A 24,744-nucleotide genomic window follows, 5' to 3' on the forward strand; every position below is an offset into this window, starting at 1 on the left:
GCGTCCTGCTCGACCGCGTCGGCCGGGGTCCTCTCCCACCTCGCCGTCACCTGCCCGAAAAGGTGGTTCGCGTGCCACGCCGATGCGGCCGGACATCACCGCCCGTGCGCTCGGCGGCTGATCAGGTGCCGTAGGTGACCTCGACCTTCTTGAAGCCGAGGGACCCCAGCAGGCCCTTGAGCATGTGGGTGGTGTTGGTCTCGGCCCGCTTGGTCAGCTCGCTCTCCTTCGCCGCCTCGGTGATGTGCTTCACCGCGAGCTTCTGCACCGCCTGCTCGCTGTTGGGGTTGTCGGAGAAGAAGTCGCCGAGCCGGTCGAGCAGACCGCGCTGCTTGGAGACCGCGTAGGAGCGGTCGGCGTCCAGCGTGGCCTTGCCGAGCCGGGCGTGCGGGAGGTGCAGGGTGGCGGCCGTGCGGTCCTCGTTGACCGTCACGTCGTCCTTGGCGACCTTGCCGAGGTCCACGTAGGCGTCGACGGCACCCGCCCCGACGTACAGGGTGCGGGAGCCGCGGATCGCGTCGGGCAGGAACTTCGTGTCCTTCTCCAGGTCCACGACGACCTGGAAATTGCCGGAGGCGGCGTCGTAACGGCTGATGTCCTGGATGGACTCCAGGAGTGCGGGACCCGAGCGGTCGCGGGTCTCCGTGCCGAACAGGTCCTTGAGGCCGGGGAGCACACTGAACCGGATACCGGCGAAGAACACCACGAGCACCACCACGACGGCGGTCAGCACCTTCGCCCAGCCCGGCATGCGCCTGGACACGCGCCTGATGGGAGTCGTCATGCGACGGCCCTCCTTCCTACTGCACGGATGCCCACGGATGACCCCCAAAAGCCAGGCCGCTTCGTCTTGTTGGCCAATTGCGACACAGACGGGGGCATGAGCGGCGCACTAGCGTGGAGACCTCTGCCCGCCGGCGTGTCTGGAGACCCGGATGAGCACGGACAGCACGTCCCGGACCCTTCGCCCCATGCACCGCGTCCCCCTGCCGGAGAACGGCCCGCCCCGGCTCACCGCCCTGGCCACCGGCACCCCGGTGTGGCTCGTCACCCGCTACGCCGACGTGCGCCAGGTCCTCATGGACCCCCGCTTCGACCGTCGGTCGCTGCACGCCGAGGACGCCCCGCCGCTGCTCCTCGTGCCGAACCTGCTGGACTCCCCGGACGGCCTCCTCAACCAGGACGGCCCCTCGCACCAGTTGCTGCGCGGCACCGTGCAGCGGGCCTTCACCCCGCGCGCGATCGCCCGCTGGCGGCCCTGGACCGCCTCCGTGGTGGAGTCCCTCCTCGACGACCTGGCCCGGCAGCCGCAGCCCGCCGACATCGTCGAGGGGTTCACCCGCAAGCTGCCGGTCTCGGTGATCTCCCGGCTGATGGGACTCGAGCACGCCGACTGGGAGCGCATCCGCGACTGGGCCGACCACGCCCTGTCCGGCGGCGCGCACACCGCCGAGGAGGTCGGCGCGGCGATGGCGGCGTTCGGGCGCTTCTGCGCGGAACTGGTCGCCGAGCGGCGCGAGCAGCCGGGCGACGACCTGGTGAGCGCCCTGGTCGCCGCGGGCGACGGGCTCGGCATCGAGGAGCCGCGCCTGGTCGTCCTGGTCCTGGGACTGGTCGTCGCCGGACACGAGACGACCATGACCGCCCTCGGCAACATCGTCGTCCACCTCCTCACCGACGGGCGGCAGGCCTGGCCGGGCCTCGCCGAGAGCCAGGAGGCGGCCGAGACCGCCGTCGAACAGTTGCTGCGCACGATCCCGCTGAGCGAGGGCAGGGTGCTGCCCGGGCTGATCCGCCGGGCCGTCGCGGACGCCGAGGTCGGCGGGGTGACGATCCCGGCGGGGGCCGTGGTGGCCGTCCAGACCAACGCGGCCAACCGGGACCCGGACGTCTTCCCGCGTCCGGAGGAGACCGATCTGTTCGCCCCGCTGACCACCCCGAGCGTGGTCTTCGGCGCGGGTCCCCACCACTGCCTGGGCGCGTGGCTGGCCCGTCTGGAGCTGGGGCTGGCCCTGCACCGGCTGGCGGTCCGGTTCCCCGGCCTGCGGGCCGAGTTCACCCCGGAGACGATCGCGTGGCGGGAGGGGCAGATGACCCGGGGGCCGCGGCGGCTGCCGGTGTCCTGGTGAGCACGTCCGGTGCGGCTTGACCTCGCGGTCGCCCGAGGGCCTTGACCACCACACCCCCTCACCGTGGGTGAGCCCGGGCAGCCGCAGCTCGATCTCCCGCACCCGCCGGGCCGGGAGCTCACCGGTGATCACCCAGGCCGCGGTGCCGCCCGTCGTGCCCGTGAACTCGGCCCCGGCCAGGGCGAGCCGGCCGGGGACCGAGGCCGGCGCGGCCGACGGCACCTCGGCCTCGAACGCGTGACAAGGCTCGAACAGCCGGGTCCCCGCCCGCTCCAGGGCCCGCCGCAGCACGACCGGCGTGAGGTCACGGAAGGCGCCAGCCGGCCGGGGCACCGCAACCGGTTCTCGGCGCCCGGCCGGCCGACGGGCGGGCCAGTAGCATGAGCCCGGCAACCCGAGATGATCATCCTAGGAGCGGATCCGTGCGAGACATCGCCGTGTTCAGCGGTAGCGCCCACCCCGAACTGGCGGCGGAGGTCTGCGCGCATCTGGGGGTGCCGCTCAGCCCCACCCGGGTCAGCCGGTTCGCCAACGACTGCCTGGAGGTGCAGCTCCAGGCGAACTGCCGGGAGCGGGACGTCTTCCTCGTGCAGCCGCTGGTCAGGCCGGTCCAGGAGCACCTGGTGGAGCTGCTGCTGATGTGCGACGCGGCCCGCGGTGCCTCCGCGCGCCGGATCACCGTCGTCATGCCGCACTACTCCTACGCCCGCTCCGACAAGAAGGACGCGCCCCGGATCTCCCTCGGCGGACGCCTGGTCGCCGACCTGATGGTGTCGGCCGGGGCGAGCCGGGTCCTCGCCATGACCCTGCACTCCCCGCAGGTGCACGGCTTCTTCTCGGTGCCCGTGGACCACCTGCACGCCCTGCGCGAGCTGGCCGCGCACTTCCAGCAGTACGACCTCTCCCGTACCACCGTGGTCTCCCCGGACCTCGGCAACGCCAAGGAGGCGGCCGCCTTCGCCCGGCTGATCGGCGCCCAGGTGGCCGCGGGCGCCAAGCAGCGCTTCGCCGACGACCGGGTCAGCATCAGCGACGTCATCGGCGAGATCGCCGGGCGGGACGTCATCGTGCTGGACGACGAGATCGCCAAGGGCAGCACGGTCCTCGAACTGCTCGAAAGGCTGCGGGAGTTGGGCCCGCGTTCCATCCGGGTCGCCTGTACGCACGGGCTCTTCGCCGACGGCGCCCTCAAGCGGATCGGGGAGCAGCCCGACGTGCTGGAGATCGTGTGCACCAACACCGTGCCGGTCCCCGACGAGGAACGGACCGACAAGCTACGGATCCTGTCCATCGCCCCCGCCCTGGCCGAGGCCGTGCGGCGCATTCACAACGGCGAGTCCGTCAGCGCCCTGTTCGACGCGCCCCGGAGCGAGTAGCCGGGAAGCGGCTCGGGACGACCCGGGCATCATCCCGGTGACCGGGCGTGCCCTCGGTCATAACGTCTCGGACGTCGCCTCGGTCTGTCCCAGGGCCGCGTCCAGCGACGGCAGCGGGGGCAGCAGCCGGGCCAGGCCGGTCACCCGGACGATCCGCAGGGTCAGCGGGTGCGTGCAGACCAGGAGCAGCGTGCCGTGGTGGGCGAGTACGCGTGAGCGGGCCCGGTACAGCAGCCGCAGCCCGGAGCAGTCGAAGAACTCCACGGCACTGAGGTCGATGACCAGCCGTGCGCCGGGCTGCCCGGTGAAGCGGTCGAGGTGGGGGAGGAGCTCGGCGGCCGCGGCGATGTCGATCTCGCCGTGGAACTCCAGCACGGTGTGGCCGCGGTCCTGGTGGACGCGCAGATGCCGGGACGGCGGCGCGGGTTCCTGCTGCACGACGACATCGCCTCCAACCGGCTCCTCGGGGGGCACGGGAGTGCGTGCAAACCCTTTCCCTGCCCTGCAAGTTACCCTCGATGGAGTGAATTTGAGCATGTTCGATTGACATATGTCTTTGATTTGCGGCGCTAGTTCGCGCCGTGTTCACGCGGGGCTCGCGCCCGGCTCACGACAAGGCGTGCCAGGCCCTGGTCAGCGCTTGCCGGAACTGCTCGGTCTGGTGCGCGGTGAGGTCCCGCACCATCCGTTCCTCCAGTTCCCGCACGGGGCCCGCGTGCCGAGCGAGCAGCGCCCGCCCCTCCTCGGTCAGCAGGATCAGCAGCTCGCGGCGGTTCTTCGGATTGCGCTCCCGGCGCACCAGTCCGCGGCTCTCCAGGGAGCGCACGAGATCGGCGATCGACTGGGCGGTGACGAAGGAGTCCCGGGCCAGTTGCGCCGCGGACAGTCCGTCGTGCCGCTCCAGGACCGTGAGGGCCGTGTACTGCAGAGCGGTGATCCCGGACGGCCTGACCAACTCGTCCAGATGGGAGCGGACGACGAGCTCCACCTGTTTCACCATGTAGAGGAGTGACGGGGGCGCCTTGGTCACCTGTGTGTCCAGCATGGGCTCAGGCTAGACCATTGACAGGAAACCTGTCTGTAAAGAGACTGCGAACCAACAGGAATCCTGTTTGTTGAAATCTTGGCGACGAAGCTGAGGAGCGGCGATGTCCTCCATCGAGATCGAACCCGGGCGGTTGTTCGTGGGCGGCCAGTGGCGCGAGGCCGCCGACGGCGCCCGCACCGAGGTGGTCGACCCGTCCCGGGGCGCGGTCCTCACCACCGTCGCGGAGGCCGGCGCCGCCGACGTGGACGCGGCCGTCCGCGCCGCCCGCGCCGCCTTCGACGACGGCGCCTGGTCGGGTCTCAGCGGCCGCGAGCGGGGCCGGATCCTGCACCGGGTGGCCGAACTGATCCGCGAGAACGCCGACGACCTCGCGCAACTGGAGAGCCTGGACGTCGGCAAGCCGATCTCGCTGTGCCACGCCGTGGACGTGACCAACGCGGCCAACGACTACGAGCACTTCGCGGCCCTCGCCCACTCCCTGGACGGCGCCGTCCGGGACACTCCCATGAACGCCCTGGCCTACACCAGGCGCGAACCGCTCGGCGTGGTCGCCGCGATCACCCCCTTCAACTTCCCGCTCGTCCTCGCCGGTTCCAAGATCGGCCCCGCCCTCGCCGCGGGCAACACGGTGGTGCACAAGCCGGCCGACGAGACCCCGCTCAGCGCCCTCCACATGGCCGGACTGCTCCAGCGGGCCGGTGTCCCGGACGGGGTCGTCAACGTCGTCACCGGCGCCGGGCCGGTGGCCGGCGAGGCCCTGCTGCGCCACCGCGGGATCGACAAGGTCGCCTTCACCGGCTCCACCGCGATCGGCCGGCACGTGGCGGCCGTCGCGGGTGAGGCCCTCAAGCCCGTCACCATGGAGCTCGGCGGCAACGCGGCCCACATCGTCTTCGAGGACGCCGACCTGGAGAAGGCGGTCGGCGCGATCATCAAGGCGTTCGTCTTCAACACCGGCCAGTTCTGCATGGGCGGCCCGCGCCTGCTCGTGGCGCGCCCGGTCCACAGCACCCTGCTGGGCATCCTCGCCGACGCCGTGCCCAGGGTGCCGGTCGGTGACCCGCGCGATCCCGGGACCGTCGTCGGTCCGATGGCGGGGGAGAAGCACCTGAAGAAGGTCGAGGAGTACGTCGACCTGGCCCGCAAGGAGGGCGGCCGGATCGTCTGCGGCGGTGCACGCCTGGACCTCGACGGCGGCTTCTACTACCGGCCCACCGTGATCGCCGACCTGTCCGACGACTCCCGGGTCGTGCAGGAGGAGATCTTCGGCCCGGTCCTGACCGTGCAGCCCTTCGACACCGAGGACGAGGCCGTCGCGCTCGCCAACTCCACACCGTACGGCCTGGCCGCGGGTGTCCAGACGACCAACCTCGCCCGGGCGCACCGGATCGCCGGCCGGCTCCAGGCGGGCATCGTCTGGGTCAACGACTGGGCGATGCTCGACCCCGCGGTGCCCTTCGGCGGGGTCAAGGACTCCGGCTACGGCCGTGAGTACGGCCCCGAGGCGCTCGACGCCTACACCAAGGTCAAGTCCGTCGTCGTCTCGCTCGACTGAGCGCCCGCAGAGGAGTCCGTACGATGTCCGTCACCACCCGTGCCGCAGTGGTCGAGTCCGGCGGCGCACCCTTCACCCTCTCCGACGTCACCCTCGACGAGCCGGGACCCCGTGAGGCGCTCGTCCGCATGGTCGCCACCGGCCTGTGCCACACGGACCTCGGTGTGGCGAGCGGGGGACTGCCCTTCCCGCTGCCGGGAGTCCTCGGGCACGAGGGCGCGGGAGTCGTCGAGGCCGTGGGTTCCGCCGTCACCGGTGTGGCCGCCGGCGACCATGTCGTGCTGTCGTTCACCTCCTGCGGCGACTGCCGCAACTGCGCCGGCGGACACCCCGCCTACTGCGCGACCTGGCTGCCGCTGAACCTCCTCGGCGGCCGCCGACCCGACGGCACCAGCACGATCAGCCGGGACGGCGAACCGCTCGGCGGCCACTTCTTCGGCCAGTCCTCCTTCGCCGAGCGCGCCCTGGTCGACGAGCGCAGCCTCGTCAAGGTCGACCCGGACGTGCCGCTGGCGTCCGTCGCCCCGCTCGGCTGCGGAGTGCAGACCGGAGTCGGCGCCGTGTGGAACGTACTGAAGCCGGTCACCGGCTCCACCATCGTCGTCCTCGGCGCCGGAGCCGTCGGCCTGTCCGCGGTCATGGCCGCCGCCCTCACCCCGGCCACGACGATCGTCGCCGTCGACCGGGTCGGTGAACGCCTCACCCTGGCGCGGGAGTTGGGCGCCACTCACACCGTCGACGCGGCCGAGGAGAACCTCGGCGAGGCCCTGGCCGCCATCACCGGCGGGCAGGGCGCGGACGGGGTCGTGGAGACCACGGGCAACGTGAGCGTCCTGCGCCAGGGCGTCGACGCGCTCGGCGCCCGCGGCACGCTGGTCGTCGTCGGCGCCCCGCCCTTCGGCACCGAGGTCTCCCTCGACGTCAACGGACTGCTCGGCGGCAAGCGGGTCGTCGGGCTCACCCTCGGCGACGCCGAGACGCAGAGCTTCATCCCCGCCCTGGTCCGCCTCGTGAAGGAAGGCCGGCTCCCGCTGCACCGCCTGATCAGCACCTATCCGTTCGCGGACATCGACCGGGCGGTGCGGGACATGGGCGCGGGCAAGGCGATCAAGCCCGTGCTGATGTTCTGAGCCGGGGTCAGTCCGTCACGAGGACCAGCTTCCCCTTCGTCCGGCCGGTGTCGCCCAGCGCATGCGCCTCGGCGGCGTCGGCCAGCGGGAAGGTGGCCGCGATGGTGGGGCGCAGCTCGCCCTTCTCGACCAGCCCGGCGATCGCCTCCATCCCCGTCCGGTCGGCGTCCACGAGCATGCGCACGGCCCGCACGCCGAGCCGCTCGGCCTCCTCGCCGAACTCGTCCGAGCCGACCGGCAGGATCGACACCACGATCCCGCCCGGCCGCAGCACCCGCAGCGAACGCACGGACGTCTCGCCGCCGAGCGTGTCCAGCACGACGTCCACGTCCTTCACCGCCTCGGCGAAGTCCGTCTCCCGGTAGTCGATCACCTCGTCCGCGCCCAGCTCACGCAGGAAGTCGTGCTTGCCCGCGCTCGCGGTGCCGATCACATGGGCGCCCAGCGCCTTGGCGATCTGCACGGCCACATGACCCACCCCGCCGGCCGCGGCGTGGATCAGCACCCGCTGTCCCGGCTGGAGGTCGGCGCGCTCGACCAGCGCCTGCCACGCGGTCAGCGACACGAGGGGCAGCGCGCCGGCCTGGACGTGGTCGATGGAGGCCGGCTTGTGCGTGAGGGCGCGCACGGGCGCGATCACGTACTCGGCGTGCGAGCCGTGCCCCCACGGGTACGGCAGCATGCCGAACACCTCGTCACCCGGCTCGAAGGCCGCGACGCCGATGCCGACCGCCTCCACCACGCCGGAGACGTCCCAGCCGAGGACGAACGGCGGCTCGCCGAGGAAGCCGCCGGTGGCGCGGTGCTTCCAGTCGGTCGGGTTCAGGCCGGCGGCCCGGACCCGGACCAGCACCTGGTTCGGTCGCGGCGCGGGGCGTTCGACCTCGATCTCCTTGAGGACCTCGGGACCGCCGAGGGTGTCCTGGCTGATGGCTCGCATGGTGTTCACAGTGCTCATGGTCGTTCAGCCTGCCCGGTTCCGCCCGTCCGGGAAATGGCATGATTGCCAAGCTTCGATAGGATCGTGCCATGCGAGATGTGCAGCGGACCGAGCGGGTCGTCGTACTGGCCCTGGACGGCGTCTACCCCTTCGAGCTGGGCATCCCCAGCCGGATCCTCGGCGCCGCCGACGGCCGGTACGAGGTGCTGACCTGTTCGGTCGACGGCCGACCGGTGCGCAGCAACGCCGACTTCACCATCGGCGTGGAACACGGACCCGAGATCCTCGCCACGGCCGACACGGTGGTGATCACACCCGTCGCGGCGGAGCGGATGCCCGTCGAGCTCCCGGAGGAGGTGCGCGAGGCGCTCGCCCTCATCCGCCCCGACGCCCGGATCGTCTCCATCTGCACCGGCGCCTTCGTGCTCGCCGCGGCCGGTCTCCTGGAGGGCCGCCGGGCGACCACCCACTGGCAGCTCGCGGACCACTTCCGGCGCCTGTACCCGCACGTCGACCTCGACCCCGACGTGCTCTTCGTCGACGACGACCGCATCCTCACCTCGGCCGGCGCCGCCTCCGGCGTGGACATCTGCCTGCACCTCGTCCGCAAGGACCACGGCAGCGAACTCGCCAACACCGTCGCCCGGCGCTGTGTGGTCCCGCCGTTCCGGGACGGCGGCCAGGCCCAGTACATCGAGCAGCCCGTCCCGGAGCAGGGCGCCGCGAGCACGGCCGGAACCCGCGCCTGGGCGCTGGAACGCCTCGACGAGCCCCTGACCCTGGGCGATCTCGCCGCCCACGCCCGGATGAGCCTGCGCACCTTCGCCCGCCGCTTCAACGACGAGGTCGGCCTCAGCCCCGGCCGCTGGCTGATCCAGCAGCGCGTGGTCCGGGCCCGGCACCTCCTGGAGTCCAGCGATCTGTCCGTCGACCAGATCGCCGCCCGCGTCGGCTTCGCCACGGGGGCGTCCCTGCGCCAGCACCTGCACGCGGCGATCGGGGTGTCCCCGCAGGTCTACCGGCGCACTTTCCAGACGGCGGCCCGCTGAACGTTCCCGGCCGCCCCGGCGTCGAAGGATCATGCAGGCGGACGGAGTACAGGGGGCGGGCATGCGCGCAGGTCTGTGGGTGGCACTGGCGGCCGTGGCCATGACGACGGTGGGCTGCGAGTCGGGGGAGGGCCTGGTGATCGAGGGCGACGCGCCGGCCACCGTCTACGACGGACCGATGCACGTCCCCACCGAGGAACTGGACGGGCACACACCGCGGGCGCTGCGGATCGTCTCGGGAGCCGCCGGACGTGCCCTGGAGTGCACGGGGGATATCCACAACGGCAACGGCCCCGACGGCTGGAGCGAGGACGACGGCGGGGACAGCCCGGAGGAGGGACTGGAGCTGTACTTCGACCTGTTCGACCCGGGCGAGCCCCGCTCCGGCTACCGCGTGGAGCGCCGGGAGACGGACCGCGTGCTGTACTCCTACGACGTCGGAGGCCGGACCAAGGTGGCCGTCGTGGTCGCCAAGGACCAGCGGGACAGGCCCGGTTGGGGCCCGGAGACCAGCGCGTCCTGCGACCCCTCCGAACTCCCGGCCGAGTGGACGGCCTCCCACGGCTACGAGATCTGGACCGACCGCGCGGGCGAGCGGGTGCCGACCACCGAGGTGAGCAGCCGGCCCGGGGACGACCACTGCGACTGGAGTGAGGTGCACTTCCTCCATCTGGGCGGGCGGACGTACGCCCGTGACCCGGAGGGCCTGCTCGAACCCGGCGTGCTCACCGCGTCGTACGACGGCTCGGCCACCCTGCCGCCGGACGCCCGCGACACCGGATACCGGTACGGGGACCAGCAGTTGTGGCTGGCCGAGGACTCGCGCTCGGCGTACGTCCGCACGCCCACGGGTGTCGAGGTCTGGCCCCTGCTCAGGGAACAGGTGGCCTGCAAGTGAGTCGAGTTCACCGGCTGGCGTGCAGCGCGACCAGCAACTGCCAGACCTGGTCGGCGATGTCGGCCGCGTCGGCGTCGAGCAGGCCGTGCAGCCAGTCGGCGAGGACGCCGGCGAAAGTGGCGGCGACGGCCGAGGCGACCAGCGGGGCGTCGGCGGCGCCCGCGAGCTCGCGCTCCCGCAGGCTGTAGGCCCGCAGGTCCCGGTGCAGCACCCGGCCCAGCGGTCCGCCGCCGCCCGGAGCGAGCAGGGACCGGTACAGGGCGGCGTGCGGGGTGAGCGAGGCGAAGAACTCCGCGAGTGCGGGCGGCGCGTGCACCGGGTCGGGTCGCCCGCGCCAGGCGTGCAGCGCCTCCACGGCGTCCCGGACGACGTCCGCGCAGGCGTCGACGGCGAGCGCCTCCAGGCCGTCGTAGTGCACGTAGAAGGTGGCCCGGCCGACCCCGGCCCGGCGCACCAGCGCGGCCACGCCGACCTCCTCCAGCGGCCGCTCGGCGCACTCCGCGAGCAGTGCCTCCCGCAGCTTCGCCCGGGTGCGGGCCGCTCGCGGGTCCTCAGGGGCGGGGCGGGTCACCGCGCGAGGAGGACGGCGGCCAGGGCGAGCGCGCCCGGCAACGCCTGCGCGGCGAGGATCCGGACGTTGGCGGTGACGGCGCCGTACACGCCCGCGACGATCACGCAGACCAGGAAGAACACCTGCGCCCGGAAGCCGGTCGGGTCCCCGGCCACCAGACCCCACACCAGGCCCGCCGCGAGGAAGCCGTTGTAGAGCCCCTGGTTGGCCGCCATGGCGGCGGTGGCCCGGGCCATCTCCCGGTCGAAGCCGTGGAAGGACATCCCCGGCTTCCGCTGCCACAGGAACATCTCCATCACCAGGATGTACACGTGCAGCGCCGCCACCAGGCCGACCAGCACGTTCGCCAGGATCTCCATCAGCTTCCCCTACTTCTTGGACGGGTGTCCACTATAGCTGGACATCCGTCCAGGAAATCCGCTGTCAGTGGCAGCCGCTAGCGTGCGGGTCCATGACCACCGACGAAGACCTCACCGTCCGCCGCGCCCGTCACGACGACATTCCGGGGCTCGTCGCCTCCAGTGCGGGCCTGTTCGCCGAGGACGCCGGGACCAGGGACCCGAGCGTCGACATCGGCTGGCCGCGCGAGCACGGGGCGGCCTCCTTCACGGCGGCGCTGGAGGATCCGGCCCGGCTCGTCCTGGTGGTGGCGCACGGCGGCGAGGTCGTGGGACACCTGACCGGTTCCCTGACCGAGCCCTCGGCCGTGCGACCCGTCAAGTCGGCCAAGCTGCAAGGCCTGTACGTCCGACCGGCCCACCGGCGCGCCCGCGTCGGCGCCCGGCTGGTGGCGGAGTTCCTGGCCTGGGCCGAGGACCAGGGGGCCCGGCAGGCGGAGGTCGCCGCCTACTCGGCCAACCCGGAGGCGATCCGCTTCTACGAGCGCCAGGGCTTCGGCGCCCACGCCGTGACGCTGCGGCACGCCCTGGGGCGAAAGAAGGAGGCGGAACCCGGGGCGAACGACCAGACTGATCACGTCAGTTGACGACCCGCCAGGAGGACGTACGCCGATGGCCCCGCAGCCGCCCCGCCCCGCGAAGCAGCGCAAGCAGGACACCCTGCACCGGCTGGAGCACGACGAGGACGTCTGGGTCGCCACGGCCCCGGACGACGGCTCGGGGGTGCCGTACCTCGTCCCGCTCTCGTTCCTCTGGGACGGCTCCGCGCTCCTCCTCGCGACCCCCGAGGCCAGTCCCACCGGCCGGAACCTGAAGGCGACCGGCCGGGTGCGGCTCGGCCTCGGGCCCACCCGGGACGTCGTGATGATCGAAGGGACGGTGGACACCGTCACCCAGGACGAGTTGAGCCAGGAGGAGGGGGACCGGTTCGCCGAGCGGACCGGCTTCGACCCCCGGCAGCTCACCACGCCCTACCTGTACTTCCGCGTCCACCCGCGGCGCGTGCAGGCCTGGCGGGAGGCGAACGAACTCACGGGGCGTGAGCTGATGCGGGACGGACGGTGGCTGGCCGCCGACTGAATCGGCCGTGCCGGGATATCCGCAAGGTACAGGGCCGCGGGGCGCCAACACCCCGTGGCCGGACCCTTCGGAGGAGACATGGCACTGGTGAAAGCGGGGGTCGTCGTGCTCGACTGTGCCGAGCCCGAGAAACTCGCCGTGTTCTACAAGGAGCTGCTGGGGGCCGAGGAGACCGACGCGACCGCCAACCGCGTGGAGATCAGGGGAGCGGACGGGTTCCGGCTGGCCTTCCGCCGTGACGTGAACGCCACACCGCCGAGCTGGCCCCGCCCCGAGAACTCCCTCCAGGCCCACATCGACTTCGTGGTGGAGGACCTGGACGAGACGGAGCGCAAGGTGGTGGAGCTCGGGGGACGCCCACTGGAGACGAAGGACGCGGCGGGGCCGTTCGAGGAACGCGGATACGCCGACCCCGCCGGACACTCCTTCACCCTGCGCCTGGTCGCCTCGACGGCGCCCAAGCAGGGCTGAGTCAGTCGCGGCCGCCCTTGTCGTCGGCCGGCCAGACTCCGGTGGAGCGTTCGATGGCCGTGGCGCCCGCGCGGTCCACCGCGCTGCGGACCACGGCGAAAATGGCGCCCTGGACCGCCGCGGCCAGCAGGATCTCCCCCCAGCCGCGGTCACGGTCCAGGGCGTCGGGCGCGTTGTCCTCGTGACGGATCGCCTTCCAGGTCTTCTGGAAGGCCAGTCCGGCCACCGTGCCGCTCGTCCAGCCCAGTACGAAGCCGAGGGGCTTGTAGGCGAGGGGCAGCTTCTTCTTCTTTGCCATGTCTGTCTCCTTGGTCAGTGGTCAGTGGTCAGTGGTCAGCGGTGGGTCGGTGGTGTGCCGGGACCGCCTCGGCCGGCGGCACCGGGCCCGGCGGGGTCCCGTCGCCGAACGGACGGCCGCCGAGCTCCTCGCGGTGATGCGGCGTCAGCCACCCCGCCAGGTCCGGCCCGAGCGGCACGATGCCGGTCGGGTTGATACCGGAGTGCACCTGGTAGTAGTGCCGCTTGATGTGGTCGAAGTCGACGGTGTCGCCGAATCCCGGCGTCTGGTACAGATCGCGGACGTACGCCCACAGCACCTCGTTCTCCGTCAGCTTCCAGCGGTTGCACTTGAAGTGACCGTGGTAGACGGCGTCGAAACGCACCAGTGTGGTGAACAGGCGGATGTCCGCCTCGGTGATGGTGTCCCCGACGAGGTACCGCTGCCGTGCCAGCCTCGGTGTCAGCAGCTCGAGCCGACGGAACACACCCGCGCACGCCTCCTCGTACTCCTCCTGGCCGGTCGCGAAACCCGCCCGGTACACACCGTTGTTGACGTCCTCGTAGATGTCCGCCATCACCGTGTCGATCTCGTCGCGCAGCGCCCGCGGGTACAGGTCGGGCGCGCCCTCCCGGTGCAGGGCCGTCCACTCGGTGGCCAGGTCCAGGGTGAGCTGCTGGTAGTCGTTGGTGACGAGCTTCCCGCTGGGGACGTCCACGAGCGCGGGCACGCTGACCCCGCCCGGATAGTCGCTCTCCCGTTTGTCGTAGGCCTCGCTCAGGTAGCGGATGCCGAGCACCGGGTCGCGGCCGTCCGGGTCCAGGGTGAAACGCCAGCTGCGGTCGTCCTGGATCGGATCGGCGATCGCCATCGAGAGCGCGTCCTCGAGCCCGAGCAGCCGTCGCGAGATCACCGCCCGGCTGGCCCAGGGGCACGCGCGGCTGACCACCAGGCGGTAGCGGCCGGCCTCCACCGGCCAGCCGTCCCGGCCGTCGGCGGTGACCCGGTCCGCGAAATGACTCTTGGACCGCTTGAACGCCTTCCGGCCGTACGCGCTGTTGCCGTCGTCGGCGCTGCCCATGCTTCCTCCTGTGTGCCGCCTGTCCTGGTGGACGCGTTCCCCGTTTTCGGGAATCGGCACGGTGTGAGTGCCCCTTGAGCCGGGCATTCGGCGTTGGTGAGCGGGACATCGACGAACGACGAAGCGGACCGGAAAACTCGTGTCACCGTACTGGTGGCCCTGGCGGCGAACCTGGTGATCGCCGTCGCCAAGGCCGTCGGCGGCCTCCTCGCGGGCTCGCCCGCGCTGCTGTCGGAAGCGGCGCACTCCGTGGCGGACAGCCTGAACGAGGTCTTCCTGCTGGCCGCGCTGCGCCGCAGCCGCCGCCCCGCCGACCGGCGACATCCCTTCGGCTACGGCAAGGAGCGGTTCTTCTGGTCGCTGATCGCGGCCGTCGGCATCTTCGTGATGGGCGGCTGCTTCTCCTTCTTCCAGGGCGTGGAGGCGCTCCGCAACGGCGCCGAGGAGGAGCTCAGCGGCTATGTGGCCGGTCTGATCGTGCTGGGCGTGGCGTTCGTCGCCGAAGGCGTGTCGCTGCTGCGGGCCCTGCACCAGGTGCGCAAGCAGGGCGGGGCCGCCGAGGGCATGCGCGACCCGGCCCTGCGCACGGTCGTCGCCGAGGACGGCACGGCGGTGCTCGGGGTGACGCTGGCCATGGTCGGCATGGCGCTGCACATGGTCACCGGGCAGGTGGTGTGGGAGGCGTCCGCCTCCCTGGCCATCGGGGTGCTGCTGGTCTACGTGGCCTACCGGCTGGGCCGCGAGGCCAAGGGGCAGCTCATCGGCGAGGCCGCGGACCCGGAGTCCAGTGCCCGGATCAGGGCGGTGCTGGAGGCGCAGCCCGAGATCGACAGCGTGGAGGCGCTGTTCACCATGAAGATGGGGCTGGACTCGGTCCTGGTGGCCGCCCGGGTCGACCTGGTGCCGGGCCTGGACAGCGAGGAGGTCGAGGAGGTCGCCGTACGCATCAAGCGGTCCGTGTCCCGGACCGTGGCCGAGGCGGACCAGATCTTCCTCGACGTGACCGACCGGCCGGCCGAGGAGGCAGCGGAAAGCCCCGCCGCGACGGGGGAACGCGGCGGGGCCTGACGCTCAGGTGCCCGGCCGGAGCCGGTCCATGCGTGGGCGTCGGGACATTTCCCGGCGTCCGGTCAGTTGCCGTCCGAGGGTTCCAGCACGAAGACCGGGATCACCCGGTCCGTCTTCTTCTGGTAGTCGGCGTAGGGCGGGTACGCGGCGACGGCACGGTCCCACCACTCGTCCTTCTCCGCCCCCGTGACCTCGCGGGCGACGAAGTCCCGCTTGACCGGGCCGTCCTGGAGCTCGACGTGCGGGTCGGCCTTGACGTTGTGGTACCAGACCGGGTGCTTGGGGGCCCCGCCCAGCGAGGCGACCACCGCGTACCGCCCCTCGTGCTCGACCCGCATCAACGGCGTCTTGCGGATGCGGCCGCTCTTCGCGCCCCGGGTCGTCAGCACGATGACCGGCATCCCCGTGTCCATGAGCGTGTTGCCCTCGGTGCCACCGGAGCTCTCGTACAACTCCACCTGCTCACGCACCCACTGGGTCGGGCTGGGCTCGTACTCGCCCTCAAGAGGCATGGTTCACGTCTCCTCGTTCGCTACGGCGTCTCGCACGGCACTGCAACGCAGCCCCGCTCGGGAATCATCCCGAGCGGGTTCCCAGGGACCTGCCCCCTACGACGACCGCTGACACGGCGCTCCGCGGTGACGACGAGCACGTCATGGCCGACGGAGCCCACACCGTCGGCGCCCGGTGTGGCCGGATACCGAGGTGGGCGGAGGGCTCCCTTCCGGCGGGGCGGGCACGATGCCGGGACACGGCCGCCCCGCTCGGCAAGAAAACCCTCGGCACGGCGGCGATCTCCGGCCAGATTGTTGCCGCCACCGATCTGGCCGAACTTCTCGTCGCCCTATAGATGCCCGGGGCATCTAATGAAGATCTGCACGAGGCACCCTTCGTCTGCGAGGTCTTCCATGACGGAAACGGAACCCGTCGCCTTCCCCCAGGACCGGACCTGCCCCTACCACCCGCCCGCCGCCTACGACTCCCTGCGCGCCGACCGCCCGCTGTCCCGGATCACCCTCTTCGACGGCCGTCCGGCCTGGCTGGTCACCGGACACGGCACCGCGCGCGCCCTGCTCGCCGACCCCCGGCTGTCCACCGACCGCACCCGGGACGGCTTTCCCGCGCCGACGGCACGCTTCGCGGCGGTCAGGAACCGGAGGACCGCGCTGCTCGGCGTCGACGACCCGGAACACCGCGTCCAGCGACGCATGATGGTGCCCAGTTTCACGCTGCGCCGGGCCACCGAACTGCGCCCCCGCATCCAGGAGATCGTCGACGAACGCATCGACGCGATGATTGCCCAGGGGCCGCCCGCGGAACTGGTGACCGCCTTCGCGCTGCCCGTCCCCTCGACCGTGATCTGCGCCCTGCTCGGCGTGCCCTACACCGACCACGACTTCTTCGAGGGACAGTCCCGGCGCCTGCTGCGCGGCCCCACGGCCGACGACGTCATGGACGCACGCGATCAACTTGAGGCGTACTTCGACGAGTTGATCGACCTCAAGCAGAAACAGCCGGAGCCCGGCGACGGTGTGCTAGACGAACTCGTGCACCGCGAGCTGCGGAACGGGGAGCTGAACCGTGAGGGACTGATCGCCCTGGCGATCATCCTGCTGGTCGCCGGCCACGAGACCACCGCCAACATGATCTCGCTCGGCACCTTCACCCTCCTGCGGCACCCCGACCGACTGGCCGAGTTGCGCACCGACCCCGCGCTGATCCCGAACGCGGTCGAGGAGCTCATGCGGATGCTGTCGATCGCCGACGGACTGCTGCGGATGGCCCTGGAGGACATCGAGGTGGCCGGCACGACGATCCGGGCGGGTGAGGGGGTGGTGTTCGCGACCTCCGTCGTCAACCGCGACGAGGACGTCTACCCGGACCCCGACACCCTCGACTGGCACCGGTCCGCCCGGCACCACATCGCGTTCGGCTTCGGCATCCACCAGTGCCTCGGCCAGAACCTCGCCCGCGCCGAACTGGAGATCGCCCTGGGCACCCTCTTCGACCGGCTGCCCACCCTGCGGCTCGCGGCCCCCGCCGAGGAGATCCCCTTCAAACCCGGCGACACGATCCAGGGGATGCTGGAACTCCCCGTGACCTGGTAAGAGGCTCCGACGATGCGCATGGACATCGACATCGACAAGGACGTCTGCATCGGGGCGGGCCAGTGCGCCCTGGCCGCCCCGGGCGTCTTCACCCAGGACGACGACGGCTTCAGCACGCTCCTGCCCAGCAGGGAGGACGGCGGCGGCGACCCCATGGTCCGAGAGGCCGCCCGGGCCTGCCCCGTCGCCGCCATCACCGTGTCGGAGACGGTGAGCTGACAAGCGGGGGCGCCGTCGTACGGGCTGCTCCGCCCGTCCTCAGCCACGCAGCTGAGCAGGAGCAGCGGCCGTCCCGGGGCGCCGCCCGCGAACCGGAAACACTCACGCCGAGCCGCGGGCGCCCCGCGCGGCAGCGCGACCGGGCCGGGCGCACCGCACCCGGCTGCCGCGCCGGGGCCGCCGCACCCAGCGAGAGCCCCACGGCCGCCGGGCCGCCTCATGCGCCTCGGCGGCGGGGCTGGGGCCTAGGTGTAACTCTCGCCATCGCCGTCCCACAGCCTGGGAGCCGCCCGCACCCCGGTCTGTCGCCGTCGTGCCGGCCCGGGCGCGGAGACCGGCGGACCGTCCCGCTCAAGTGTCCTTGGTGGGCGCCTAGCAGCAGCCGGACCGCCTCACCCGCCTCGGCGGCGGGGGCTGGAGCCTCCGGCTGATCCGCCCCGTCCCGGCTCCCGGCGTCCCACGGCCTGGGAGCCCGCCCGCATCCCGGTCTGTCGCCGCCGTGCCGGCCCTGGCGTCGAGACCGGCACCGTTTAGCGGGCGCCCAGCAGCAGCCGGGCCGCGTCCCGTGCCTCCGTGGCCGGGTGGGTGGTTCCCGTGATGCCCGCCGTCACCATCGCGCCCTCGGCGAGCAGGAAGAGCGGGCCCGCCAGAGCCGCGGGCCGCCCCGCGTCGGCCACGAGGGAGGCGAGGTAGTCGGCGAACGCCCTCTTGTGGGCCCGGACCTGGGTGACCACCCGGTCCGAGGTCGCGCCCAGCTCGCCGTAGGAGTTGATCCAGGCGCACCCGCGGAAGCCCTCCTCGCCGAACCATTCCTCCAGCCAGTCGAAGACAGCCAGGATCCGATCCTCGGGGTCCGGCCGGAGTGCCACGAACTCGGCCAGCCGGCCCCGCCAGCGGCCGTCCCGCCGCTCCAGATAGGCCTCCACGAGCTGCTCCTTGGCCGGGAACAGCTGGTAGAGCCGCTTGAGGGAGACCCCGGACGCGCCGCGTATCTCGTCCATGCCGACGGACTGGACGCCCCGCCCGTAGAACAGCTCCTCGGCGGCGTCCAGCACCCGCTCGCGGGCCACTGCGCTGTCCATGGACGACCACTCCTTGACGTGAGAACGTGCGTTCTCCTACGGTAGCAGGCACCCCGGAGAACGCCCGTTCTCCGCCTTGTCGGCCGCTTCGGCCACGGAGGACGAGATGAACGACCGCCCGCCCCTGCCGCCCTTCACCCGCGACACCGCCGCCCAGAAGGTGCAGGCAGCCGAGGACGCCTGGAACACCCGCGACCCGCAGCGGGTGGCGCTCGCGTACTCGGAGGACTCCGTGTGGCGCAACCGCGGCACCTTCGTCACCGGCCGCGCCGAGATCGTCGAGTTCCTCACCGCGAAGTGGGCGCGCGAGCGGGAGTACGCGCTGCGCAAGGACCTGTGGGCGTTCGACGGCAACCGCATCGCGGTCCGTTTCCAGTACGAGTGCCAGGACGCTGAAGGGCAGTGGTGGCGGTCGTACGGCAACGAGCTGTGGGAGTTCGACGAGCACGGGCTGATGACCCGGCGCGAGGCGAGCATCAACGACGTGCCCATCGAGGAGAAGGACCGCCGGATCCGCGGACCGCGGCCCGAGAGCGAGCGCGGGCTGTCCTTCCCGCTTCAGTAGGGTTCCTGGATGACCGCACAGGGCTCTCGAGCGACCGCGCAGGACGGGACACCGCCCTTCCTGTACGTCGTCGTCTGCGCCGCCGGCATCGCCGCGGGCGTCGGCAGGCTGATCACCGCGGCGCAGGAGCGGGAGTGGCGGGTGGGCGTCATCGCCACGCCCACCGCCATGAACGGCTTCTTCGACGCGGCCGCCGTCGAGGCGCAGACCGGCTACCCGATCCGTTCCGCGTGGCGCCGCCCGGGGGACGCGCGGCCCTTCCCGGACCCGGACGCCGTCGTGGTCGCCCCGGCCACCTTCAACACGATCAACAAGTGGGCGGCCGGCATCGCCGACACCCTCGCCGTGGGCACGCTGTGCGAGGTGGTCGGACGGGGCGTGCCCGTCGGTGTCCTGCCCTGTGTCTCCGACGACCTCGCCGGGCACCCCGCCTACCAGGACAGCCTGATCCGGCTGCGGGGGATGGGGGTGCGGTTCGGACACCCCCACCGGGGCGAGGGGGACGGGGAGTTCGCGTGGGAGCGGGCGCTGGACCTGGTCGAGTAGGCCGGGGAGGGGACCTTGATCGCCCGCGAGGTCGTACGCTCCCCTTCGGACCCCTCTGGAAGGCAGGAGCAGCAACGATGCAGTACGTGAAGCTCGGTTCGACGGGCCTGGACGTCTCGCGGATCTGTCTGGGCTGCATGTCCTACGGCCTGCCGGACCGCGGTGTGCACGAGTGGACCCTCGACGAGGAGGCGTCGCGGCCACTGATACGCCAGGCCCTGGACGCCGGGATCAACTTCTTCGACACCGCGAACGTCTACTCCGACGGCACCAGCGAGGAGATCGTCGGCAAGGCCCTCGCGGACTTCGCGAACCGCGACGAGATCGTGCTCGCGACCAAGGTGAACGGCCGGATGCGGTCCGGGCAGAACGCGGCCGGGCTCTCCCGCAAGGCCATCATGACGGAGATCGACCACAGCCTGCGGCGGCTCGGCACCGACTACGTCGACCTGTACCAGATCCACCGCTTCGACCCCCGCACCCCGGTCGAGGAGACGATGGAGGCGCTGCACGACCTGGTGAAGGCGGGCAAGGTGCGCTACATCGGGGCGAGTTCGATGTACGCCTGGCAGTTCTCCAAGATGCAGTACACGGCCGAGCGGCACGGCTGGACCAAGTTCGTGTCCATGCAGAACCACTACAACCCCCTCTACCGCGAGGAGGAGCGCGAGATGCTGCCGCTCTGCGCCGACCAGGGGGTCAGCACCCTGCCGTGGAGTCCGCTGGCCCGCGGCCGCCTGACCCGGGACTGGGGCACGGTCACCGACCGCAGCTCCACCGACGACTTCGGCAGCCGCCTCTACCAGGACGGTGACCGCACCATCGTCGAGGCGGTCACCCGCATCGCCGGCGACCGGGGCGTCCCCCGCGCCCGGGTGGCCCTGGCCTGGCTGCTGGCCCAGGACACGGTGGCGGCCCCGATCGTGGGAGCGGGAAAGCCGCACCACATCGAGGACGCCGTGGCGGCGGTGGACCTGGAACTCAGCGAGAAGGAGATCGAGGAACTGGAGAGGCCCTACACGGCCCGCCCCGTCGTCGGTCACGGCTGACAGGCCCGCCCGGCTAGTGCGGTCCGTGCGGTGCGAACTCCGTACCGCACGGCCCCGCCCCCTCGCTCTCCGCCAGGGGCACCCGCTCGCCGTTCATCGACAACGTCCGGTAGTAGTGCCCGATCCGCTCGGTGGAGGCGCCCACGTAGTGCCCGATGAACGAGCGCCGGAACCGGTCGGCGGTGCGGTTCGGCCGGGACCCGTGCACCAGGCTGCCGTTGAAGAACAGGACGTCCCCCGGAGCCATGTCGACGGGAACCGGCGCGAGCCCCGGCGGCGGTGCCACGTACTCCCGCGCGAACGACACCTCGGGGTCCGCGAGTTCGGGGCAGAACAGGTCCATCCGGTGCGTGCCCGGGACGACCTCGAGACCGCCGTTGTCCCGGTCGATCACATCGCAGGCCACCCAGGCCGCGACACACGTGCCCGGCTCGGCCCGCAGATAGAAGTTGTCCTGGTGCAGCGCCTGCCCGCGGGCCCCCGGCGGCTTGAAGTAGAACATGCTCTGCGCGGCCAGCACCTCCTCCCCGAGCAGCGTCTCCAGCACCTCCCGCAGTCGCGCGTCCAGCAGGAACCGCCGCGCAAGGTCGCTGATCTCGTGCGGCTGCATCACGCGCGGATACCTGCGCAGCGGATCCGCCGGCTCACCCGGCGCGCCCGGCTCGAAGTGCCCCGGCACCGGCCCCCCGGCGTGCAGGGCCGTGAACGCGGCGCACAGCCGGTCGATCTCCTCGCGCGCGAACAGCCCGCGGGCGACCGTGAAGCCGTCCTCCTGGAACCGCCGGACCTCTGGCGCGATGCCTGTGACTGTCATGTGTCCCCTCCTCGGTCTGATGTGTTCCACTCGTCACGCTAGGCCGCAGCCCGTGCCAGGAGGATGCCCGTGACCGCCGACGGATTGCCCGAGACCGCTGCCTCCCTGGACCCCGGCCCGCCGCCCGGCCTCGTGGTCGTGGGCCGCTACGACGAACGCCCGGGCTACGCCGTCCAGCGATCGCGCGGCGCCGAGAGCTGGCTGTTCACCTGGACGCTCAACGGCCGGGGCACCCTGCGCCAGGGACGGAGCGAGACCATTGCGGGCGCCGGCGACCTGGTGGTGCTCGCCCCCGGCATCCCGCACCGCTACGGCGTCCAACAGGGCGCCGACCGCTGGGAGTTCTGGTGGGCGCACTGCGGAGCCCGGCCGTCCTGGACCGCCTGGCTGGGGCCGCACGACAGGGGGGACGGGCTGTACGCCGTCACCCCGGAGCCCGCCGGCGCCGGCTCGCACGCCCGCATCGAGACGGCCTTCCGCCGGATGCTCGCCGACGCCCGCTGGACCGGCACCGGCACCCCGCCCGACACCGCCCCGCCCGACGACCGGGTGGCCGTCGCCGTGGCCCACGGCACCACCGCCCGCGAACTCGCCCTGTGCGCACTGGAGGAGGTCGTCCTGCTCACCGCCGGAGCCGCGCGCGGGACGCGGTCCGGGACCGGCGTCGATCCGCGCGTCCAGCGCGCCCAGGAGCTGATCGCCGCCGACCCCGGCGCCCCGCACACCGTCCGGTCGCTCGCCGCCGAGGTCTCGCTCTCCCCGTCCCGGTTCGCCCACCTCTTCACCCGGCAGTTCGGCCGCTCACCGATGCGCGCGCTCCGCGAGGCGCGGTTGCAGCACGCCGCCCGACTGCTGGAGAGCACCGACCTGTCCGTGGAACGCGTCGCGGCCGCCTCCGGTTTCGCCAGTCCCTTCCACTTCAACCGCGTCTTCCGCGACCGCTACGGCACTCCACCGGGTGCCTACCGGGCGGGCGTCCCAATGGTTGGGACGTGACGTCACGGGCCGCCGATACGTGCTGTGTAGTGGACGTTCAATGGTTGTCCGGATCTCTTCACGGAGTTGACCGGATCTCGTTTCCCATTGCCGAATCCCGAGAACCGCAAAGCGCGGGACGCCGGTGTTGACAAGACGTCTATCTGTGCCGGGCCAACGGGAGGCGTAAAAGCGCGACATCACTTGTTGGGCGTCCCTGACCTGTGCAAAGGTGTGCCTTGTCAGCGCACGGACAATGCAAATTCCCCCTGTGCGCACGTGACCCCCGCCGTACGCCCTTCACGCTTCAAAAGAGCTGTCCCAGGCGGACGAACCCATTGGTATGGACTTATGCAACGCAGCATGCCCTCGGGAGGAAATGCCGCCGTGAAAGACGCAGGACTGTCGAATTCCCCGTCTCCGGTTCGCCCGTACGACGTCACGGACGAGCAACTGAGCGCCGAGCTCAAGAAGTGGAGCGGCACGACACCGGCCCTGCAACCCGTCGGTGAACTCCTCGACCGGCACTGGGAAGCCGCCTTCGCCTACGCGCGGCTGTGCACCGACGGTCCCCGCCCCGCGGGCATGCTCACCACGGCGGCGTTCACCCGCCTCTTCGGCGAGTCCCTGCGCCAGATGGGGCCGACCGCCGCCTGGCGGCCCCATCTGCTCGTCACCGTCCGCCGGATCGCGGCCGAGTGGGACGCCGACGGCCGGCGGGAGATGCTCCACCCCGAGCTGAGAACCGAGGCGGGCGGCGACCGCGCCGCGGCCCGGCTGCTGCCCCCCGCCGAGCGGCGCCTGCTGTCCGGTGCCTTCCAGCGCCTGCCGCAGTCCGCCCGCTGCCTGCTGTGGCACACCGAGGTCGAGGCCGAGCCGATCTCCGTCCCCTCGGGCCTCCTCGGCCTGGACGAGGAGGACGCCCGCGTCGAACTCCGCCGGGCCCGCGAGCGGCTGCGCGAGGAGTGCCTCCAGGTCCACCGCGAACTCGCCCCCGAGCAGGAGTGCCGGCACTATCTGCGCCTGCTCGACGTGACCTACCGGCGCGGCGGTGTCGACATCGACCCCGATCTGCGCGCGCACCTGGAGCGGTGCAGGCACTGCATGCACACCGCGGACCAACTGCACCAGTTCAACGGGCAGCTCGGACTCGCCCTCGCGGAGGCCGTGCTCGGCTGGGCTGCCGCCGCCTACGTCCAGTCGCGGCTGACCGTCGACGACCCGGGAGCGGCGCGGGAGGCCCGGCGGCACGCTCCGGCGAGGCCGTTCGCGGCCGAGGACTTCGCGGCTCCGACGCCCTTCGCCGAACCTGGCCGGGACGCCGCGGCAGCCGGCCCCGCTCCCGTCGGCCCGGCGGCCACCACTGCCGGTCCCGGCCCCCGCACCCGCTCGGCGTCCCGCCGCTCGGCCCACAAGGCCGCCCGCCGCGCCTCCCGCCGCAACCTCGCCCTCGCCGTCCTGACGGTGAGCGGGCTCGTCGTCCTTCCCCTGGTCATGTGGTCCTCGTTCCGCTCCGACGACAACGGCCCCGCCGACGCCGCCCCCTCCGAGGCGCCCGGCTCCGACGCGGCCTCCCCGACCAGCGACCCGTCGAAGGCCGGGGCGAGCGCGACACGCCAGGGAGAACTGCGCGGCCGTCTGCACAACGTCGAGTCCGGGCTGTGCGTCGATGTCGTCGGCGGGAAGCTCGCCCGGGGCGCCGAGACCGCACTCGCCGACTGCTCCGGGGCCGAGGGCCAGCAGTGGACGTACGAGACCGACGGACTGCTGCGCAGCGGCTCCGACCCGGACCTGTGCCTCGACTCCCGCCTCGGGTTCTCGGTACGGCTCGCGACCTGCACGGGGGCGAGCGCGCCCGACGCCAAGGACATCCGCTACGACTTCACCCTCCAGGGCACCCTCGTACCGCGCTGGAACCAGGACCTCGCCCTGACCCCCGCCGCCACCGACGGGTCCGGCGCGTTGGTTTTGAAGAACCGCGAGAACGGCCCGGCCCAGCGCTGGGTGTTCGACACCTCGACTGCCGACCCCCAGATGGCGGCGGTCAACTGGGACGAGGACAGCAGCCCCGTGCCCACTCCGAAGTCCGCCCCCGCGCCCTCCAGGACGCCGGCGCCGACCCCGAAGACGACCGCCGCACCGACGGCCACGCCGACCCAGTCGAGCAGCCCGTCCCCGGGCGACGACTGCTCCACCGACCCGTACTACTGCGCCTGGGACGACCGCAGCGGCGGCGGATACGGCGGCCACGGCGGCGGATACGGGTACGGCGGTGGTTACGGGTACGGAGGCGGTTACGGGGGCGGGCGCTGACC

The 24,744-nt window shown here is 72.1% G+C and carries 29 protein-coding genes and 1 pseudogene; 18 read left to right on the forward strand and 12 right to left on the reverse strand.

The window, feature by feature from the left end:
• Nucleotides 1-121: 121 nt before the first annotated feature.
• Nucleotides 122-784 (reverse strand): DUF4230 domain-containing protein, encoded by a 663-nt coding sequence (locus tag ACIQJT_RS03215; RefSeq protein WP_402639412.1) that lies wholly within the window; start codon nt 782-784, stop codon nt 122-124.
• Nucleotides 785-935: 151 nt separating this feature from the next.
• Here ACIQJT_RS03215 and ACIQJT_RS03220 point away from each other — a divergent pair, with 151 nt between their 5' ends.
• Nucleotides 936-2,129, forward strand: coding sequence for a cytochrome P450 (locus tag ACIQJT_RS03220; protein ID WP_365459305.1), 1,194 nt, complete (start codon nt 936-938; stop codon nt 2,127-2,129).
• 15 nt (nt 2,130-2,144) lie between these two features.
• On the opposite strand, the pseudogene ACIQJT_RS03225 reads toward ACIQJT_RS03220, so the two are convergent.
• Nucleotides 2,145-2,450 (reverse strand): annotated as a pseudogene (locus ACIQJT_RS03225) (GTP-binding protein); the annotation flags it as partial.
• A 101-nt stretch (nt 2,451-2,551) separates the two neighbouring features.
• Between ACIQJT_RS03225 and ACIQJT_RS03230 the strand changes: the two are divergent.
• On the forward strand, nt 2,552-3,505 hold the full coding sequence (locus tag ACIQJT_RS03230; RefSeq protein ID WP_053852027.1) for a ribose-phosphate pyrophosphokinase: 954 nt from the start codon (nt 2,552-2,554) through the stop codon (nt 3,503-3,505).
• Between the two features lie 57 nt (nt 3,506-3,562).
• Here the strand turns inward: ACIQJT_RS03230 and ACIQJT_RS03235 are convergent, their stop codons facing one another.
• Both ACIQJT_RS03235 and ACIQJT_RS03240 read right to left on the reverse strand, forming a co-directional pair.
• A complete protein-coding gene (locus ACIQJT_RS03235; RefSeq protein WP_402639415.1) occupies nt 3,563-3,943 on the reverse strand; it encodes an anti-sigma factor antagonist in 381 nt (126 codons plus the stop codon).
• Nucleotides 3,944-4,112: 169 nt separating this feature from the next.
• Nucleotides 4,113-4,550, reverse strand: coding sequence for a MarR family transcriptional regulator (locus ACIQJT_RS03240; RefSeq protein WP_365459298.1), 438 nt, complete (start codon nt 4,548-4,550; stop codon nt 4,113-4,115).
• Between the two features lie 103 nt (nt 4,551-4,653).
• Between ACIQJT_RS03240 and ACIQJT_RS03245 the strand changes: the two genes are divergently transcribed.
• Nucleotides 4,654-6,108, forward strand: a complete 1,455-nt coding sequence (locus ACIQJT_RS03245; protein WP_365459295.1) for an aldehyde dehydrogenase family protein — start codon at nt 4,654-4,656, stop codon at nt 6,106-6,108.
• Between the two features lie 23 nt (nt 6,109-6,131).
• Nucleotides 6,132-7,238, forward strand: coding sequence for an NAD(P)-dependent alcohol dehydrogenase (locus tag ACIQJT_RS03250; RefSeq protein WP_402639417.1), 1,107 nt, complete (start codon nt 6,132-6,134; stop codon nt 7,236-7,238).
• 7 nt (nt 7,239-7,245) lie between these two features.
• Here the strand turns inward: ACIQJT_RS03250 and ACIQJT_RS03255 are convergent, their stop codons facing one another.
• Nucleotides 7,246-8,196 (reverse strand): NADP-dependent oxidoreductase, encoded by a 951-nt coding sequence (locus ACIQJT_RS03255; RefSeq protein WP_402639419.1) that lies wholly within the window; start codon nt 8,194-8,196, stop codon nt 7,246-7,248.
• 71 nt (nt 8,197-8,267) lie between these two features.
• Between ACIQJT_RS03255 and ACIQJT_RS03260 the strand changes: the two genes are divergently transcribed.
• Nucleotides 8,268-9,227, forward strand: coding sequence for a helix-turn-helix domain-containing protein (locus tag ACIQJT_RS03260; protein ID WP_365459286.1), 960 nt, complete (start codon nt 8,268-8,270; stop codon nt 9,225-9,227).
• Nucleotides 9,228-9,288: 61 nt separating this feature from the next.
• A complete protein-coding gene (locus tag ACIQJT_RS03265; protein ID WP_402639422.1) occupies nt 9,289-10,125 on the forward strand; it encodes a hypothetical protein in 837 nt (278 codons plus the stop codon).
• A 7-nt stretch (nt 10,126-10,132) separates the two neighbouring features.
• Here the strand turns inward: ACIQJT_RS03265 and ACIQJT_RS03270 are convergent, their stop codons facing one another.
• Nucleotides 10,133-10,696, reverse strand: a complete 564-nt coding sequence (locus tag ACIQJT_RS03270) for a TetR/AcrR family transcriptional regulator (protein ID WP_402639424.1) — start codon at nt 10,694-10,696, stop codon at nt 10,133-10,135.
• On the reverse strand, nt 10,693-11,055 hold the full coding sequence (locus tag ACIQJT_RS03275; RefSeq protein ID WP_365459277.1) for a DUF1304 domain-containing protein: 363 nt from the start codon (nt 11,053-11,055) through the stop codon (nt 10,693-10,695). The genes ACIQJT_RS03270 and ACIQJT_RS03275 overlap by 4 nt, the downstream gene beginning before the upstream one ends.
• 92 nt (nt 11,056-11,147) lie before the next feature.
• Between ACIQJT_RS03275 and ACIQJT_RS03280 the strand changes: the two genes are divergently transcribed.
• From ACIQJT_RS03280 to ACIQJT_RS03290, 3 genes are all read left to right on the forward strand, one after another.
• On the forward strand, nt 11,148-11,681 hold the full coding sequence (locus ACIQJT_RS03280) for a GNAT family N-acetyltransferase (RefSeq protein ID WP_402639426.1): 534 nt from the start codon (nt 11,148-11,150) through the stop codon (nt 11,679-11,681).
• Nucleotides 11,682-11,706: 25 nt separating this feature from the next.
• The gene (locus ACIQJT_RS03285; protein WP_402639428.1) at nt 11,707-12,174 is read left to right on the forward strand and encodes a pyridoxamine 5'-phosphate oxidase family protein; all 468 of its coding nucleotides are present in this window, start codon (nt 11,707-11,709) and stop codon (nt 12,172-12,174) included.
• A 78-nt stretch (nt 12,175-12,252) separates the two neighbouring features.
• Nucleotides 12,253-12,645: a VOC family protein gene (locus tag ACIQJT_RS03290; protein WP_402639430.1), complete on the forward strand. Its 393-nt coding sequence runs from the start codon at nt 12,253-12,255 to the stop codon at nt 12,643-12,645.
• Nucleotide 12,646: 1 nt separating this feature from the next.
• On the opposite strand, the gene ACIQJT_RS03295 is transcribed toward ACIQJT_RS03290, so the two are convergent.
• The gene (locus ACIQJT_RS03295; protein WP_053852038.1) at nt 12,647-12,943 is read right to left on the reverse strand and encodes a DUF4235 domain-containing protein; all 297 of its coding nucleotides are present in this window, start codon (nt 12,941-12,943) and stop codon (nt 12,647-12,649) included.
• A gap of 28 nt (nt 12,944-12,971) precedes the next feature.
• Complete coding sequence (locus ACIQJT_RS03300) at nt 12,972-14,003, reverse strand: glutathione S-transferase family protein (protein ID WP_402639432.1); 1,032 nt, start codon at nt 14,001-14,003, stop codon at nt 12,972-12,974.
• Between the two features lie 96 nt (nt 14,004-14,099).
• Between ACIQJT_RS03300 and ACIQJT_RS03305 the strand changes: the two genes are divergently transcribed.
• Nucleotides 14,100-15,071 (forward strand): cation diffusion facilitator family transporter, encoded by a 972-nt coding sequence (locus tag ACIQJT_RS03305; RefSeq protein WP_365459262.1) that lies wholly within the window; start codon nt 14,100-14,102, stop codon nt 15,069-15,071.
• Between the two features lie 62 nt (nt 15,072-15,133).
• Here ACIQJT_RS03305 and ACIQJT_RS03310 read toward each other — a convergent pair whose 3' ends face one another.
• Nucleotides 15,134-15,583: a nitroreductase family deazaflavin-dependent oxidoreductase gene (locus ACIQJT_RS03310; protein ID WP_365459259.1), complete on the reverse strand. Its 450-nt coding sequence runs from the start codon at nt 15,581-15,583 to the stop codon at nt 15,134-15,136.
• A 143-nt stretch (nt 15,584-15,726) separates the two neighbouring features.
• On the opposite strand from ACIQJT_RS03310, the gene ACIQJT_RS03315 reads away from it, so the two are divergent.
• Genes ACIQJT_RS03315 through ACIQJT_RS03325 form a run of 3 tightly spaced genes read left to right on the forward strand, consistent with a single transcriptional unit; the run spans nt 15,727 to nt 17,398 of the window.
• Complete coding sequence (locus ACIQJT_RS03315; RefSeq protein ID WP_402639435.1) at nt 15,727-15,921, forward strand: hypothetical protein; 195 nt, start codon at nt 15,727-15,729, stop codon at nt 15,919-15,921.
• 58 nt (nt 15,922-15,979) lie between these two features.
• On the forward strand, nt 15,980-17,179 hold the full coding sequence (locus ACIQJT_RS03320; RefSeq protein WP_402639437.1) for a cytochrome P450: 1,200 nt from the start codon (nt 15,980-15,982) through the stop codon (nt 17,177-17,179).
• A gap of 18 nt (nt 17,180-17,197) precedes the next feature.
• Nucleotides 17,198-17,398 carry a ferredoxin gene (locus ACIQJT_RS03325; protein WP_402640068.1) on the forward strand — a complete coding sequence of 67 codons (201 nt, stop codon included), beginning with the start codon at nt 17,198-17,200 and terminating at the stop codon, nt 17,396-17,398.
• A gap of 530 nt (nt 17,399-17,928) precedes the next feature.
• On the opposite strand, the gene ACIQJT_RS03330 is transcribed toward ACIQJT_RS03325, so the two are convergent.
• Entirely contained in the window at nt 17,929-18,480 is a 552-nt protein-coding gene (locus ACIQJT_RS03330) for a TetR/AcrR family transcriptional regulator (protein WP_365459253.1), read from the reverse strand.
• A gap of 106 nt (nt 18,481-18,586) precedes the next feature.
• Here ACIQJT_RS03330 and ACIQJT_RS03335 point away from each other — a divergent pair, with 106 nt between their 5' ends.
• The 3 genes from ACIQJT_RS03335 to ACIQJT_RS03345 all read left to right on the forward strand — a co-directional run bounded on the left by ACIQJT_RS03335 (nt 18,587) and on the right by ACIQJT_RS03345 (nt 20,640).
• Nucleotides 18,587-19,045, forward strand: coding sequence for a nuclear transport factor 2 family protein (locus tag ACIQJT_RS03335; protein WP_365459251.1), 459 nt, complete (start codon nt 18,587-18,589; stop codon nt 19,043-19,045).
• A gap of 9 nt (nt 19,046-19,054) precedes the next feature.
• Nucleotides 19,055-19,591 carry a flavoprotein gene (locus ACIQJT_RS03340; RefSeq protein WP_365459248.1) on the forward strand — a complete coding sequence of 179 codons (537 nt, stop codon included), beginning with the start codon at nt 19,055-19,057 and terminating at the stop codon, nt 19,589-19,591.
• A gap of 77 nt (nt 19,592-19,668) precedes the next feature.
• Nucleotides 19,669-20,640 carry an aldo/keto reductase gene (locus ACIQJT_RS03345; RefSeq protein WP_402639440.1) on the forward strand — a complete coding sequence of 324 codons (972 nt, stop codon included), beginning with the start codon at nt 19,669-19,671 and terminating at the stop codon, nt 20,638-20,640.
• Nucleotides 20,641-20,653: 13 nt separating this feature from the next.
• Here the strand turns inward: ACIQJT_RS03345 and ACIQJT_RS03350 are convergent, their stop codons facing one another.
• On the reverse strand, nt 20,654-21,454 hold the full coding sequence (locus ACIQJT_RS03350; protein ID WP_365459242.1) for a phytanoyl-CoA dioxygenase family protein: 801 nt from the start codon (nt 21,452-21,454) through the stop codon (nt 20,654-20,656).
• Nucleotides 21,455-21,517: 63 nt separating this feature from the next.
• Between ACIQJT_RS03350 and ACIQJT_RS03355 the strand changes: the two genes are divergently transcribed.
• Nucleotides 21,518-22,450, forward strand: coding sequence for a helix-turn-helix domain-containing protein (locus tag ACIQJT_RS03355; RefSeq protein ID WP_402639442.1), 933 nt, complete (start codon nt 21,518-21,520; stop codon nt 22,448-22,450).
• 366 nt (nt 22,451-22,816) lie between these two features.
• Nucleotides 22,817-24,742 carry a ricin-type beta-trefoil lectin domain protein gene (locus ACIQJT_RS03360; protein ID WP_402639444.1) on the forward strand — a complete coding sequence of 642 codons (1,926 nt, stop codon included), beginning with the start codon at nt 22,817-22,819 and terminating at the stop codon, nt 24,740-24,742.
• Nucleotides 24,743-24,744: the final 2 nt, after the last annotated feature.

It is taken from the genome of Streptomyces sp. NPDC091972 (assembly GCF_044756385.1).
Lineage (GTDB): Bacteria > Actinomycetota > Actinomycetes > Streptomycetales > Streptomycetaceae > Streptomyces.